The organism is Allobosea sp. RIT-PG3_2, assembly GCF_057321085.1.
This window is the reverse complement of sequence record NZ_JBXWCA010000002.1, coordinates 858,055-872,974: the sequence shown is the minus strand read 5'-3', so window position 1 is coordinate 872,974 and position 14,920 is coordinate 858,055. Positions and strand designations below refer to the sequence as shown.

Below are 14,920 nucleotides of genomic sequence, written 5' to 3'. Positions count from 1 at the left end.
GAAAGCAGGGGTAAGCAGGGTCAATGACGCAAGCCGAGACCGTTTTGTTGAATGGCCGCATCTTCTGCGGCTTGGCGGAAGGCTTCGCCGAGGCATTGGCGATCGGAGACGGCAAGGTGCTGGCCGCGGGTTCGGCCGCCGAGATCGCCGCGCTCCAGGGCGCCGGAACGAAAATCGTCGATCTCGCCGGCCGCATCGCCATCCCCGGCCTCAACGATGCGCATATGCACCTGCTGCCGCTTGGCCTCGCCATGAGCGAGGTCAATCTGCGCCCCGAGGAAGGCGTCAACAGCATCGACGAAATCCTGCGCCGCGTCGCCGTCGCCGCCAAGGGCAGGAAGCCCGGCGAATGGGTCACCGGCCGCGGCTATGATCACAACGAGCTCGCCGAGGGGCGCCATCCCACGGCCGAGGAACTGGATCGCGTCGCGCCGGACAACCCCGTCTACATCAAGCGCACCTGCGGCCATGTCGGTGTCGTCAACAGCCGCGCCATGGCGGCGGCGGGCATCGGCCACAACACGCCCAGCCCCGACGGCGGCCTGATCGAGCGTCGCGACAACAAGCTCACCGGCTTGCTGGCCGAAAGCGCGATGCGCCTGATCGTCGAGGCGATGCCGCGGCCGAGCGCTGCCGAGCTGAAGGCAGCGATCGAGAAGGCCGGGCATTACATGCTGTCGCAGGGCTTCACCAGCGTTATGGATGCCGGCGTCGGCATGCTCGCCGGCATGGCCGAGATCGAGGCCTATGAGGAGGTCGCCCGCGCCGGCACGCTCCCGGTGCGCACCTGGGTCTGCATTTACGGCAATTCCGACGGCATCGGCGACGAGGCCCACGCCGCCGGCTACCGTTTCGGCCGCGAGACCGGCCTGCTGCGCTACGGCGCGATGAAGGTCTTCGGGGATGGCAGCGCCGGCGGCCTGACGGCGGCGATGAGCGAGGCCTATCTGGTCGGCGATCCCGAGAACCGCGGCATCTTCATCTATTCCGACAAGGATATGCACGGCTATCTCGCGCATTATCACAAGCTCGGCTACCAGCTCGCCATCCATGCGATCGGCGATGCCGCGATCGAGCAGGTGCTGTCCGGCATCGAGAAGGCCGACAGCGCCGAGCATCCGATCCGCGGGCGCCGCCATCGCATCGAGCATTGCGGCTTCCTGACCGACGGACAGCTCGCGCGCATGGCCGCCGCCGGCATCGATCCCGTGCCGCAGCCGGCCTTCATCTACGAGTTCGGCGATCTCTACGTGATCAATCTCGGCCAGAGCCGCGCCGATGCCTCCTACCCCATGCGCAAATGGCTCGATGCCGGCCTCCATGCCGCGGCGAGCTCTGACGCCCCGGTCTGCGCCACCGACCCGTTCAAGAACCTCTTCACGATGGTCACTCGCCAGACCAAGCGCCACACCGAGATCGGCGGCGCCGAGCGGCTGAGCATGGAAGAGGCGGTGCATGCCTATACGGCGCTCGGTGCCTACACCCAGTTCGCCGAGGACAAGCTCGGCCGGCTGGTGCCGGGCCAACTCGCCGATATCGCCGTGCTCTCGCACGATATTTTCGCGGTCCCGGTCGAAGCGGTCGAGAACGAGGTTCGCTGCGACCTGACCCTGCTCGGTGGTGAGGTCGTGTTCGATCGTCACGGCCAGCTCGCAGCCGCCGCGCAATAAGGGAGGCGTCTTCATGCTGCGGCACGCGCTGCAAAGGCTGCTGCTCGTCCTGCCGGTTCTGCTCGGCGTGCTGCTGATCGGCTTCCTGCTGATGCAGGTGGTGCCGACCGATCCGGCGCAGGTCCGCGCCGGCCCGACCGCGACCCAGGACGTGGTCGAGGCCATTCGCCAGGAACTGGGGCTGAACCAGCCGCTCTGGAAGCAGTTCCTGATCTATATCGGCCGCCTCGCACAGGGCGATCTGGGCGTCTCCATCATCAACAACGTCCCCGTCGTGCAGGAGCTCGGCAACACCATCGGGCCGACGCTCGAGCTGATGTTCGCTTCGCTGATCTGGGCCATCCCGCTCGGCATGCTGCTGGGCACGGCCGGCGCCTATTTCCGCGGCTCGCTGCTCGACCGCGCGATCATGGCGGTCTCGGTCGCCGGCGTTTCGCTGCCGGTCTTCTTTCTCGGCCTCGGCCTGATCTGGCTCTTCGGCTTCAAGTATCCGATCCTGCCCTTCACGGGCCGCACCGGTCCGCTCTGGACCTGGGAAGGCATCCAGGGCGTCATCCTGCCGGCGATCACGCTCGGCGGCGTCTTCGTCGGCCCGGTCGCCCGCATGACCAGGACCTCCGTGCTCGACGAGCTCGGCGCCGACCATGTCCGCACCGCCCGCGCCAAGGGGCTGGCCGAGGTCGTCGTCCTGGTCAGGCACACGCTGCGCAACGCGCTCGTGCCGGTCGTCACCCTGATCGGCCTGCAGATCGGCTTCCTGCTCGGCGGCGCCGTCGTCACGGAAACGGTGTTCAGCTGGCCCGGCATCGGCCGGCTCGCGGTCGGCGCCATCCTGTCGAGCGATCTGCCGATGGCGCAGGGCACGATCATCGTGCTCTCGCTCGGCTTCATCCTGGTCAATCTCACGGTGGACGTCCTTTATGCTGTGCTCGATCCGAGAGTGAGGGGCGCCTGATGAGTTCCGCTATCAGCCCGCTCCCGCCCGGCGCCAGCGCAGTGGAAGCCGCCGTCAGCGTCGCTGCCGCCACGCCCGTCCGCCGCAAGACGGTGCTCAGGATGCTGCTGTCCGATGTCGGCGCCTGCATCGCGCTCGCCCTCGTCGTTCTCGCCATCCTCGGCGCTGTGTTCGCGCCCTGGCTCGCGCCGACCGACCCCTATGGCAACGACCTCGCCAACACGCTGAAGCCGCCGGGCGAAGCCGGCCTGCTCGGCACCGACGGCCAGGGCCGCGACATGATCACCCGTCTGCTCTACGGCCTGCGGACGACGCTGCTCATGGGCGTGGCTTCCGTCGCCTTCGGCTGCATCATCGGCGGCGTCATAGGCTTCGCGGCGGCCTATTACACGAAGCTGTCCGGCCTCCTGATGCGCTTGATGGACGTGCTCCTGTCCTTCCCGGCCATCCTGTTCGGCCTCGCCATCGCGGCGATCTTCGGCCCCGGTCTGACGGCGGTCATCATCGCGCTCTCGATCGCGACCGTGCCGCTGATGGCCCGCGTCGTGCGCGGCTCGGCGCTGGTGGTGCTGCAGCAGGGCTATATCGAGGCGGCCCGCTCGCTCGGCCTGAGCGATCTGCGCATCATCCTGCGCTACGTGCTGCCGAACTGCCTGTCGGCGATGTTCGTTTTCGTCACCCTGCGCTTCGGCCAGGTCATCCTGCTCGGCGCCGCCCTCTCCTTCCTCGGGCTCGGAGCCCAGCCGCCGACCGCCGAGCTCGGCGCCATGGCCGCCGACGGCCGCAACTTCCTGTTCTTCGCGCCGCATGTCTCGGTCCTGCCGAGCCTCGCGATCTTTGCGGTCGTGCTCGCCTTCAACGTCCTCGGCGATGCGCTGCGGGACGCCCTCGATCCCAAGCTGCGGAAATAGCAGCCGACATCAACCAAGAAGCGTCAAAAAGGGGACCTGCTCGATGATGAAACTATCCACTCTGCTTCTCGCCGGCGCCGCCGCCGCGACACTTGCCGCTGCGCCGGCCGTGGCGCAGCAGAAGGCGCCGCTCTCGATCCTGCGCGTCATCGACGCCGACAACTACGACCCGATCCGCACCACCGCGACGGCCGCCGCCGAGGTGCTCTACATGCTGGCCGACACGCTGGTGACGGTCGACTTCGACATGAAGACGATCAAGCCCGGCCTCGCGAACAGCTGGACGGTCTCGCCTGATGGTACGACCTACACCTTCAAGCTGCGCAACGACGTCAAGTTCTGCGACGGCCGGCCGATGACGATCGACGACGTCGTCTATTCGCTGAAGCGCTGGACCGACCCGGCCAACAAGTCGCCGGTCTCCTTCCGCGGTGGCCCGGTCAAGGATATCCGCGCCGAGGGCGATTCCACGCTGATCTACGAGCTGAAGGAGCCCTATAGCGATCTGCTGTTCCAGATGGCGCTGTCATTCGCCTCGGTGGTTGACAAAAACACGGTCGAGAAGCTCGGCCAGAATTTCGGCGTGCAGGGCTTCAACGCCACCGGCCCCTATTGCTGGTCGAAATGGACCCCGCGCCAGGAACTCGTCATCAAGAAGAACCCGCACTACAACTGGGGTCCGTCGATCTACAAGGACCCGAAGCCGCAGGTCGACGAGATCGTCTGGAAGGTCATCCCTGAGTCGAACACGCTGATGGCCGCGATCCAGGCCAAGCAGGCCGACGTGACCTATTACATGCCCTATATCGCGCTCGACACGATGCAGCGCATCCCGGGCATGACGGTGCAGCGCCAGGAAAACTACATCTACGACATCTTCATGGGCTTCAAGGTCGACAAGCCCGTCTCGAAAGATCCGGCGATCCGCGAGGCCGTGAACATGGCGGTCGACAAGCAGGCGATCGCCAAGGCGATCTTCTTCGGCAAGGGCACGGCGCTGCCCTCGCTGCTGAACCCGGCCGTGCTCGACTACGACAAGGATTCCGCCGGCAAGATGCCGAAGCATGACGCCGCCGGCGCCATCAAGCTGCTGGAAGCGGCCGGCTGGAAGCCGGGTTCCGACGGCATCCGCGAGAAGGACGGCCAGAAGGCGACCTTCATCGTCTACGGCATCCGCAACGACGTGAACCCGCGCATCTCCGAGGCGATGCAGGCCGACCTGCGCAAGGTCGGCATCGACCTCAAGATCCAGCTCTGGGACGCCACCGTCGCCTGGGGCAAGCTCGCGACGCAGGAATTCGACGCCTTCTACATGGCCTACCCCTATGTGACGGCAACCGAGGCGCTGAACCTCTATTTCGCCAGCCGGCAGGTGCCGACGCCGAACCGGATGAACTGGAAGGACCCGAAGACCGACGAGCTGCTCAAGGCTGCGGCGACCGCCGTCGATGCCGACAAGCGCAAGCAGGCGATCGGCGCGGTCCAGACCCAGCTCACCGAGGCGAATGTCTGGGTGCCGCTGGCCTCGCAGCCGCTCTGGGTGGTCGCGGGCGACCGTGTCGAGGGCGTCCGCGCCCACGGCATCTACGGCGCCGGCCTCTACAAGGGCCTCGACATCAAGCTGAAGCGCTAAGCGTCTTCGGCGCCGCGCGGTGAGAACCGCGCGGCGCTTTTTCTATGTCTGGTCGCTAGGGAGGAAATGTCATGACGATCACGGTCATCAAGAACGCCGAAGTCGTTGTCGCCTGGGATGCGGAAGCCTCCCGGCATGTCTACCTGCACGGTGCCGACGTCGCCTTCGAGGACGGCACCCTGCGCTATGTGGGCCCGCGCTATGAAGGGCAGGCCGACGAGACCGTCGACGGAAGCGGCCGCATGGTCATGCCCGGCCTCGTCAACATCCACTCGCACCCCTCCAGCGAGGCGCTGAACAAGGGCTTCCTCGACGAGCTCGGTTCGCCCGCGCTGTATAATTCCTCGCTCTACGAGTTCATGCCGATCCTGCGGCCGGATGCCGAGGCGGTGCCCGACTGCGTGCAGGTCGCCTATTCCGAGCTGCTGCTATCCGGCGTCACCACCGTAGCCGATCTCTCGGTCGCCCATCCCGGCTGGCTCGATCTTGCCGCCGATAGCGGGTTGCGCGTCTGCCTGTCCCCGATGTTCCGCTCGGCCCGCTGGTACACCAAGAACGGCTATATCGTCGAATATGAGTGGGACGAGAAGGCCGGCGCCGAAGCCATGGCAACGGCGTTCGACGTCATCGAGAAGGCGCAGTCGCATCCTTCCGGCCGCCTGTTCGGCATGGTCTGCCCGGCCCAGATCGACACCTGCAGCGAGGGGCTGATCAAGGACAGCCATGCCGAGGCCGGGCGCCGCGGCCTGCGCTGGCAGATCCACGCCGCGCAGTCGACGGTCGAGTTCCACGAGATCACCCGCCGCCACGGCGTCTCGCCGATCCAGTGGCTGGAAAAGCTCGGTGTCCTCGGCGACACCAGCATCGTCGGCCACGGCATCTTCCTCGACGACTACCCGCGCGTCGCCTGGCATAGCCGGCGCGATCTTGCGCTGCTGGCGGAGACCGGCACGACGGTCGCCCACTGCCCGACCGTGTTCATGCGCCGCGGCATCGCGCTCGACGATTTCGGGCGCTATCGCCGTGCCGGCGTCAGGATCGGCCTGGGCACCGACACCTATCCGCACAACATGCTCGAGGAGATGCGCCACGCCGGCTATGTCGCCCGGCTGATGGCGGAGAACCCGCGCACCCTGACCACGACTGACATTTTCGAGGCCGCGACAACGGCCGGCGCCGCCGCGCTCGGCCGCGACGACATCGGCCGGCTGGAGGCGGGCTGCAAGGCCGACCTCGTGATGGTCGATCTCGCCCATCCGATGATGCAGCCGCGCCGCGATCCCGTGCGCAGCCTGGTCTATGCCGCTGCCGAGCGCGCCGTCGACCGCGTCTATGTCGATGGCAAGCTTGTGGTGCGCGACGGCACGGTGCTGACGATGGATTATCCCGCCGCGGCGCTGCGCCTGCACGAGGCGCAGAAGCGGACCGAGGCCGCGGCGCCGCAGAACGACTGGGCGAAGCGGCCGGTGACGGACTACTCCCCGCTCACCTTCCCGGTGAAGTAGAGCGCAAGCACGCAGCGGGCGGTCTAGCCGCTCGCATCGCCGCATCGTGAGCCCCTGCGTCACGCCGCCCGCTTCCGGACGGCGCGCGCCGGCGATAGGGTGTGCCCATGGTGCAGGTGGATCCGACAGCGCAAGCCGAAGCGGGCTCTTCGAGCCGCACAGGGCTTTTGTTGCTCGGCGGCGGCTTCTTCGGCCTGCTGCTCGCCGGCCTGTTGCTGTGGTGGCGCGAGGGAGACCGGCTCTTCACCGACGGGCTCATCGCCGCCATCGTCGCTTGTTTCTAAGTATCGGCCCGAAAAGTGGGAACCGGTTTTCGGAAACGCCGATACACGATCAAAAACCTACAACGTAGCGGCCTGTCTGCCGCCCTTCCGGGAAGCTCTCCGTGAATCGCCGTATCGTCCTGCCTCTCGTCGTCTTCCTTGCGGGCGCACTCGCGCTGGCCGCCGCCGCCATCATCACTTTCGCCCCGGGCCGTCAGGGTGGCGGTAGCGGCACGGCGAGCGTCGGCGGTCCCTTCACGTTGACGACGCAGGACGGCAAGCTGCTCTCCGATACGGACCTGAAGGGCTCGCCCTTCCTGGTCTTCTTCGGCTTCACCCATTGCCCGGATATCTGCCCGACCAAGCTCTTCGAGATTTCCGAGGCGTTGCGCGCCGCTGGTGAGGGCGACAAGGCCAGGAAGCTGAAGGCGCTGTTCATCACCGTCGATCCCGAGCGCGACACGCCGGAGACGATGAAGAGCTATCTCGGCTCCTTCGATTCCCGCATCATCGGCCTGAGCGGCGACCGGCCGGCGATCGACGCCGCGATCAAGGCCTATCGCGCCTATGCCAAGAAGGTGCCCCTCAAGGATGGCGACTACACGATGGACCACACCGCGCTGGTCTATCTGATGGGCAAGGACGGCAGCTTCATCGGCGCCTTCAATATCGAGCAGACTCCGGCACAGGCCGCAGCGGAATGGCTGCGCCACTCGTAGCGGCCTCGACCGGTGCACGCTGGCGCGCCAGCCCGTGCTCCGTCTTGTTCCAGGCAAAACGCCGCGTGAAATACTCGTAGAGAGCCATCCAGGCCGCGACCGAGACCAGCGCGTAGTAGAGCGGCAGCAGGGGCAGCAGCAGGAGCAGCCCGGGCGAGCCCCGGCGCAAGGCGCCGACGGCCGGCGGCACAAAGAGCGCGATGCTGCCGAGAAGCCAGACCGCGAGCGCGATGGTCGAGGTCAGGGTGGCGAGCGTGCCGACCGGTTGGAACAGCGAGCCGTCCCAGCAGGCGAGCAGCGCTGCGATGGCGAAGGCGGGATAGCCCAGCGCCGTCGCGACCGTGCCGAAAGCCAGCGACAGGAACGCGAATGTCGCGGCCGGACCGGCTTCGCGCAGCAGGCTCAGCGGCGCCCGCGAATGCGTCACCAGCGTCTGGATATAGCCCTTGATCCAGCGCGAGCGCTGCTTGAGCCAGGCCGTGATGGTGACGGGAGCCTCCTCGCGTGTGTTCGACGGCAGGTCGCCGATGCGATAGCCGGCGCGGACCAGCCGCAGGCCCAGATCGGCATCCTCGGTCACGTTCCAGGCGTCCCAGCCGCCGAGCTTGCGCAGCGTCTCGGTGCGGAAATGGTTCGACGTGCCGCCGAGCATGATCGGCAGCTGGAACAGCAGCAGGCCCGGGTTGAGCACCTCGAAAAGCCCGGCATATTCGAGCGCGAAGAGCCCGGGGAGCGTCCCTTCCGCGGCATGGTCGATCACGAGCCGTGCCTGCAGGCAGGCGAGCTCCGGCGGCCCGCCGAGAAAGCGCGCCGCCGCCATGCGCAGTTGCTGCGGATCGGGAATATCCTCGGCGTCGAAGATGGTGAACAACGAGCCGCGCGCCTCGAGCAGGGCGAGATTGAGCGCGCGCGGCTTGGTGCGCGGCGCGCCGGGCGGCACGATCGTCACGGTGAAATGCGCCGGCAGCGCCATCTTCGCCAGTGCCGTCCGCATGCCCGCGTCGTCGGCCTCGATCAGCAGGCGGATGTCGAGCTTGGCTGGCGGATAGTCGAGGGCGCACAGCGCATTCGTCAGCTGCCGCAGGACCGCTTCCTCGCGGTACATCGGCACGGCGACGGTGTAGACGGGCAGGCGCGCATCGTCGATGCGCCAGCGATGGCTCTGCCAGAGATCGGGGGCCGAGCGCTCGATGGCCGTCGCGAGACGCAGCAGGATGAGGCCGAGGAAGAGCGGGCCGAGCAGCAGGGCGAGCGCGAAGAAGGTTTCGAGCGGGGCGAGGACGCTGCCGATCGCGGCAGCCGCGAGGCTGGTGATAGCTGCGATCATTTGCCCCCGGCTGGCGCCGGAGCGCGCGCTGTCGCGGGCAAGGCCGGTCTCGTCGAGACCGGCAGCATGGCGGGCCAGCTCCGTGGCGTTCGAACGGCGCAGCGCCTCGGCGAAGCGGCGCGGCGTCGTCACCGCTATATCGCGGCGCTGTGGACCGGCCTCGATCATCCGGCGCAGTGCTGGCCCTTCGGGGGCGAGCACGAAGCGAAGCGGCGCCACTTCCTGTGTGGGCACGATGCCCTGCCGCAGGATCGCGTCATATCTGCCGCCTGGCTGTACCGGTGGGCAGACGGAGTGGAATGGCAGATCCATCTCGGCCGCGAACGCCCGGTAGAAGGTGGCCTCGTCCAGCACGCCCAGCGCGATCGCTTCGCGGACCGGGTCGGTCCGATGGCGGCCGGCGCGCTCGGCTGCGTGCGTGAGCGCCGCGGGCGCAATGCCATGACGCGTCAGAAATGCGAGTTCGACGGGCAGTCCGGCAGGTGCCGGCCCGGGCACGCTCGAAGGGCTGTCGTTACCGCTGCCCCCCAAGGCGCCGGCCCCGCTTCACGCAACAGCGCCGGCGCGGTTGCGCCGAAGCAACCCATGGTTGCTGTTGACGTAACGAGAGTCGAGAGGCGACCGCGTAAAACTTTGGGCGAGTCCCGGAGGCGGCTAGCGCGCCGCCAGGATCTCCGCGACCTGCGGGATGTCCTTGTCGCCTCGGCCGGAGAGGTTGACGACCATCAGATGGTCCTTCGGCTTCTGCGGGGCGAGCTCGGCGACGCGGGCGAGTGCATGCGCGGATTCCAGCGCTGGGATGATGCCTTCCAGCCGCGAGATGAGCTGGAACGCCTCCAGCGCCTCCTCGTCGGTGGCGGAGAGGTATTTCACCCGGCCGACATCGTGCAGCCAGGAATGCTCCGGGCCGATGCCGGGATAGTCGAGCCCGGCCGAGATCGAGTGGGCGTCCTTGATCTGCCCGTCATCGTCCATCAGCAGGAAGGTGCGGTTGCCGTGCAGCACGCCGGGGCGTCCGCCGGAGAGCGAGGCGGCGTGCAGCCCGCTCGGTATGCCGTGGCCGGCAGCCTCGACGCCGTAGATCTCGACGCTTGCGTCGTCGAGGAAGGGATGGAACAGCCCCATCGCGTTGGAGCCGCCGCCGATGCAGGCGATCAGCGAATCCGGCAGGCGGCCTTCGGCCTCCTGCATCTGCTCGCGGGTCTCCTTGCCGATGATCGACTGGAAATCCCGGACCATCGCCGGATAGGGATGCGGCCCGGCGACCGTGCCGATGCAGTAGAACGTCGTCGCGACATTGGTCACCCAGTCGCGCAGCGCCTCGTTCATCGCATCCTTGAGCGTCTTGGTGCCGGACTCGACGGGGACGACGGTGGCGCCGAGCATCTGCATGCGGAAGACGTTGGGTGCCTGCCGGGCGACGTCGACCGCGCCCATATAGACGATGCATTCGAGGCCATAGCGGGCGCAGAGCGTGGCCGTCGCGACGCCGTGCTGGCCGGCGCCGGTCTCGGCGATGATGCGCTTCTTGCCCATGCGCCGCGCCAGCAGGATCTGGCCGAGCACGTTGTTCACCTTGTGGGAGCCGGTGTGGTTCAGCTCCTCGCGCTTCAGATAGACCTTCGCCCCCGCGAAATGCTCTGTCAGGCGCTCGGCGAAATAGAGCGGCGAGGGCCGGCCGACATAATGCTTCAGCCCGCTGGTCATTTCGGCGTGATAGGCCGGGTCGGCCTTGGCGGCCTTGTAGGCCTCCTCCAGCTCGAGGATCAGCGGCATCAGCGTCTCCGCGACGAAGCGGCCGCCGAACAGGCCGAAGCGGCCGTTCTCGTCCGGGCCGTTGCGGTAGCTGTTCGGAGTCGAGGGGGCGTTCATGCCGTCAAGCCTTCCTGCACTGCCGCCGCGGCCTTGCGGGCCGCCGCGATGAATTCCACGATCCGGGCCGGGTCCTTGACGCCCACAGCGCTTTCGACGCCGGATGATACGTCGACGCCCGCAGGGCGGTTCACGCGGATCGCCTCCGCGACATTCGCCGGATCGAGCCCGCCCCCTAGCATGAAGGGCAAGCCGGGGTCGAGGTCGGCGAGCACCGTCCAGTCGAAGGGCCGGCCGTGTCCGCCGGGGAAGGCGGCATCCTTGGGCGGCTTTGCATCGAGCAGGATGCGGTCGGCCACGTCGCGATAGGCGGCAATGGCCGCGAGGTCGCCGGCTTCGGCGACGCCCAGCGCCTTCATCACCCGCCGGCCGGAGGCGCGGCGCAGCGCGGCGGTCTGCTCCGGCGTCTCGCGGCCGTGCAACTGCAGCCAATCGGGGTTCAGGGCATTGACCAGCTCGGCCGCCTGCTTCTCGGTCCAGTCGACTGTCAGCGCCACGATCTCGGCCTTGCCGCGCGCGATCGCTGCGAGTTGGACGGCCCGCTCCAGCGTGATGAAACGCGGGCTCCTTGGATGGAAGACGAGGCCGATCATGTCCGCGCCGCCATCGAGGGCCGCGCGAAGCGTCTCCGGGGTGGAGAGCCCGCAGATCTTGACCAGGAAAGGTGGAGCGATCGACATGGCCGGGCCTTTAACATGGCTTGGTCGTCGGCGCATGCCGTACTTGCGACATGATGGCGAAGGAAGCCATGGTGAAGAGGCGAAGAAGGGGTTGAGGGTTGATCCGGCTCGGCTTGGGCAGACGCGGTCTGGCGGTTCTGGCGGCTCTTCTCGCCATGTCCGGCCTCGTCGCCATGGTGTTCTACTACCTCAGCCAGCCGCGCACGCTGCGCGTCGCGGTCGGGCCGCTTGGCTCCGAGGATGCGCGCATGGCCGCCGCCTTCGTCCAGGGCCTCAATCGCGACAAGGCTGCGATCCGCTTGCGGCTGGTGCTGACAGAAGGGTCCGAGGACAGCGCCAGGAAGATCGATGCCGGCCAGGCCGATCTCGCCATGCTGCGGGCTGACATCGCCATGCCTTCGACCGCCGACACCGTGCTGGTCACGCGCCGGACCTATCCCTTCTTCATCACGACCAGGGAAACCGCCATCGGCCGCATCGCGGATCTGCGCGGCCGCAAGGTCGGCGTCATCCGCAACCCCGCCGGCAATCTGACGCTGCTGAAGCGCGTCCTGACCCAATACGAAGTGCGCGCCGAAGAGCTCGAGATCGTCGATCTGGCCCCGGACGAAGTGGTATCGGCGGCCAAGGAGAAGCGCATCGACGCCTTTTTCTCGATCAATGCGATCGGCTCGCACACCAATAATGACGGCTTGCGCCGCCTGCGCGCCGCCTGGGGCGAAGACCCGGTGCTGATCCCGATCCGCGAGGCAGACGCGCTGGCGGTGCACTATCGAGCCATCGAATCCGGCGAGATCGTCCGGGGCGCTCTGGGCGGTGATCCCCCCCGGCCCGCGGAAAGCCTCCAGACCATCTCGATCACCTCCCGCCTCGTCGCGTCGCAGAGCCTCGACGACAATCTGGTCGGTGAACTGACCAAGGAGATTCTCGGGCTTCGCCTGACGCTTGCGGCCGAGCTGCCGGCCGTGCAGGCGCTGGAGACGCCCTCCACCGACAAGGACGCGCCGCTGCCGGTCCATTCCGGCGCGGCGGCCTATATCGATGGCGAGCAGGAGACGTTCTTCGACCGCTATGGCGACTGGTTCTATATCGGCGCCATGGCGCTCTCGGCGGTCGGCACCGGCGGGGCGGCGCTGCTCGGCCGCGAAAGCGCCAATCGGCGCAGGCGGGCCATGGCCGGTCTCGACGAGCTGCTGGCGCTGCTGGCAACGATCCGCGCCTGTAAGGACGAGGCCGAACTGGGCCGGCTCGGCCGCGAAGCCGACCAGATTCTGACCCGCGTTCTCGCCGATTATGCGAAGGGCGATCTCGATACGGCGGCACTCGCGGCCTATCGGCTCGCGATCGATCAGGTCGGACGTGCCGTCACCGAACGGCAGCTCGCGCTGGCCGAAAGCTGAGGCGCATTCACCTTTTGACGGTGTCTGCGGTTGCCCAAACGCCCTCCAGCGTTTATGTGCAGCGCAACGAATTCCAGATTCACGAGAAATGGGCTGCGCCGGCAGGGCTTCGAACCTGACCGGCTCGTGGCCTTGAAAGCAAGGCCCTCACGCATGTCCATGCGCAACATCGCCATCATCGCGCACGTCGACCACGGCAAAACCACCCTCGTCGACAAGCTGCTGCAGCAGTCCGGCACCTACCGCGACAACCAGCGCGTCATCGAGCGCGTGATGGACTCCAACGACCTCGAGAAGGAGCGCGGCATCACCATCCTGGCCAAGGCGACCTCGGTCGTCTGGAAGGATACGCGCATCAACATCGTCGACACCCCCGGCCACGCCGATTTCGGCGGCGAGGTCGAGCGCATCCTGAACATGGTCGACTCGGCCATCGTGCTGGTCGACGCGGCCGAAGGCCCGATGCCGCAGACCAAGTTCGTGGTCTCCAAGGCGCTGAAGCTCGGCCTTCGTCCGATCGTCGCGATCAACAAGGTCGACAAGCCCGACGCGCGCGTCACCGAAGTCATCAACGAGGTCTTCGACCTCTTCGCCGCGCTAGACGCCACCGACGAGCAGCTCGACTTCCCGATCCTCTACGGCTCGGGCAAGCAGGGCTGGATGGCCCATTCGCCGGAAGGCCCGCAGGATCAGGGCCTCGCTCCGATGTACGATCTCATCCTCTCCCATGTGCCGGAGCCGACCGTCGAGGAAGGCCCGTTCCGCATGATCGGCACGCTGCTGGAGGCAAACCCCTATCTCGGCCGCATCATCACCGGCCGCGTGACCTCGGGCACGGCCAAGCCGAACCAGACCGTCAAGGTGCTCTCGGGCGACGGCTCGGTCGTCGAGACCGGTCGCATCTCGAAGATTCTCGCTTTCCGCGGGTTGGAGCGTCAGCCGATCGAGGAGGCCGTCGCCGGCGACATCGTCTCGATCGCGGGCCTGGTTAAGGGCTCCGTCGCCGACACCTTCTGCGACCCTAGCGTCGAGACCCCGATCAAGGCGCAGCCGATCGATCCGCCGACGGTGTCGATGACCTTCATGGTCAACGATTCCCCGCTCGCCGGCACCGAAGGCGACAAGGTCACCACCCGCGTCATCCGCGACCGCCTGTTCAAGGAGGCCGAGGGCAATGTCGCGCTGAAGATCGAGGAAGCCTCCGACAAGGACAGCTACGTCGTCTCCGGCCGCGGCGAATTGCAGCTCGCCATCCTGATCGAGACGATGCGCCGCGAGGGCTTCGAGCTCGGCGTGTCCCGTCCCCGCGTCGTGCTGAAGCGCGGCGAGGACGGCCAGCTTCTGGAGCCGATCGAAGAGGTCGTGATCGACGTCGACGAGGAGCATTCCGGCGTCGTCGTGCAGAAGATGTCGGAGCGCAAGGCTGACATGCTGGAGATGCGTCCTTCGGGCGGCAATCGCCTGCGTCTCGTCTTCCACGCTCCGACCCGCGGCCTGATCGGCTACCAGGGCGAGTTGCTGACCGACACGCGCGGCACCGCGATCATGAACCGGCTGTTCCATGACTACCTGCCCTACAAGGGCGAGATCGGCGGGCGCCGCAACGGCGTGCTGATCGCGATGGAGACCGGCGAGGCCGTCGCCTACGCGCTCTGGAACCTCGAAGACCGCGGCCCGATGATGATCGAGCCCGGTTGGAAGGTCTATCAGGGCATGATCGTCGGCGAGCACACCCGCGAGAACGATCTCGAGGTGAACGTGCTCAAGGGCAAGAAGCTCACCAACATCCGCACGACGTCGAAGGACGAGGCTGTCAGACTGACGCCGCCGATCCGCATGACGCTGGAGCGTTCGCTGGCCTGGATCGACGATGACGAGCTCGTCGAAGTCACGCCGAAGTCGATCCGCCTGCGCAAGGGCATCCTCGACCCGAACGAGCGCAAGCGCTCGCAGAAGCAGAAGGCCGAAGTGGCCTGATCGCCAGT

Annotated in this window: 12 protein-coding genes; 9 read left to right on the top strand and 3 right to left on the bottom strand. The window is 67.2% G+C overall.

Annotation, left to right across the window (positions count from 1 at the left end; genetic code table 11):
- Positions 1-23 precede the first annotated feature (23 nt).
- The 7 genes from AC2FAN_RS09685 to AC2FAN_RS09655 all read left to right on the top strand — a co-directional run bounded on the left by AC2FAN_RS09685 (position 24) and on the right by AC2FAN_RS09655 (position 7,656).
- Positions 24-1,670 carry an amidohydrolase gene (locus tag AC2FAN_RS09685; protein ID WP_265051141.1) on the top strand — a complete coding sequence of 549 codons (1,647 nt, stop codon included), beginning with the start codon at positions 24-26 and terminating at the stop codon, positions 1,668-1,670.
- A gap of 13 nt (positions 1,671-1,683) precedes the next feature.
- On the top strand, positions 1,684-2,625 hold the full coding sequence (locus tag AC2FAN_RS09680; RefSeq protein WP_265051142.1) for an ABC transporter permease: 942 nt from the start codon (positions 1,684-1,686) through the stop codon (positions 2,623-2,625).
- Positions 2,625-3,536 carry an ABC transporter permease gene (locus AC2FAN_RS09675; RefSeq protein ID WP_485173557.1) on the top strand — a complete coding sequence of 304 codons (912 nt, stop codon included), beginning with the start codon at positions 2,625-2,627 and terminating at the stop codon, positions 3,534-3,536. The genes AC2FAN_RS09680 and AC2FAN_RS09675 overlap by 1 nt, the downstream gene beginning before the upstream one ends.
- A gap of 46 nt (positions 3,537-3,582) precedes the next feature.
- Positions 3,583-5,169 carry an ABC transporter substrate-binding protein gene (locus AC2FAN_RS09670; RefSeq protein WP_476805357.1) on the top strand — a complete coding sequence of 529 codons (1,587 nt, stop codon included), beginning with the start codon at positions 3,583-3,585 and terminating at the stop codon, positions 5,167-5,169.
- A 71-nt stretch (positions 5,170-5,240) separates the two neighbouring features.
- Positions 5,241-6,674, top strand: a complete 1,434-nt coding sequence (locus AC2FAN_RS09665; RefSeq protein ID WP_485173555.1) for an amidohydrolase family protein — start codon at positions 5,241-5,243, stop codon at positions 6,672-6,674.
- Positions 6,675-6,781: 107 nt separating this feature from the next.
- Positions 6,782-6,958 carry a hypothetical protein gene (locus AC2FAN_RS09660; RefSeq protein WP_265051146.1) on the top strand — a complete coding sequence of 59 codons (177 nt, stop codon included), beginning with the start codon at positions 6,782-6,784 and terminating at the stop codon, positions 6,956-6,958.
- A 101-nt stretch (positions 6,959-7,059) separates the two neighbouring features.
- A complete protein-coding gene (locus AC2FAN_RS09655; protein WP_476805355.1) occupies positions 7,060-7,656 on the top strand; it encodes an SCO family protein in 597 nt (198 codons plus the stop codon).
- Here AC2FAN_RS09655 and AC2FAN_RS09650 read toward each other — a convergent pair.
- The 3 genes from AC2FAN_RS09650 to AC2FAN_RS09640 all read right to left on the bottom strand — a co-directional run bounded on the left by AC2FAN_RS09650 (position 7,601) and on the right by AC2FAN_RS09640 (position 11,535).
- On the bottom strand, positions 7,601-9,514 hold the full coding sequence (locus AC2FAN_RS09650; RefSeq protein ID WP_485173552.1) for a glycosyltransferase family 2 protein: 1,914 nt from the start codon (positions 9,512-9,514) through the stop codon (positions 7,601-7,603). The two genes, AC2FAN_RS09655 and AC2FAN_RS09650, sit on opposite strands and share 56 nt — an antisense overlap.
- Before the next feature lie 123 nt (positions 9,515-9,637).
- The gene (gene trpB / locus AC2FAN_RS09645) at positions 9,638-10,855 is read right to left on the bottom strand and encodes a tryptophan synthase subunit beta (protein WP_265051148.1); all 1,218 of its coding nucleotides are present in this window, start codon (positions 10,853-10,855) and stop codon (positions 9,638-9,640) included.
- The gene (locus AC2FAN_RS09640) at positions 10,852-11,535 is read right to left on the bottom strand and encodes a phosphoribosylanthranilate isomerase (protein WP_485173550.1); all 684 of its coding nucleotides are present in this window, start codon (positions 11,533-11,535) and stop codon (positions 10,852-10,854) included. Before AC2FAN_RS09640 ends, trpB begins: the two co-directional genes overlap by 4 nt.
- 113 nt (positions 11,536-11,648) lie before the next feature.
- On the opposite strand from AC2FAN_RS09640, the gene AC2FAN_RS09635 reads away from it, so the two are divergent.
- Together AC2FAN_RS09635 and typA are read left to right on the top strand one after the other, a co-directional pair.
- On the top strand, positions 11,649-12,935 hold the full coding sequence (locus AC2FAN_RS09635) for a TAXI family TRAP transporter solute-binding subunit (protein ID WP_485173549.1): 1,287 nt from the start codon (positions 11,649-11,651) through the stop codon (positions 12,933-12,935).
- Between the two features lie 153 nt (positions 12,936-13,088).
- Positions 13,089-14,912: a translational GTPase TypA gene (gene typA, locus AC2FAN_RS09630; protein ID WP_476805351.1), complete on the top strand. Its 1,824-nt coding sequence runs from the start codon at positions 13,089-13,091 to the stop codon at positions 14,910-14,912.
- The last annotated feature ends 8 nt before the right edge of the window (positions 14,913-14,920 follow it).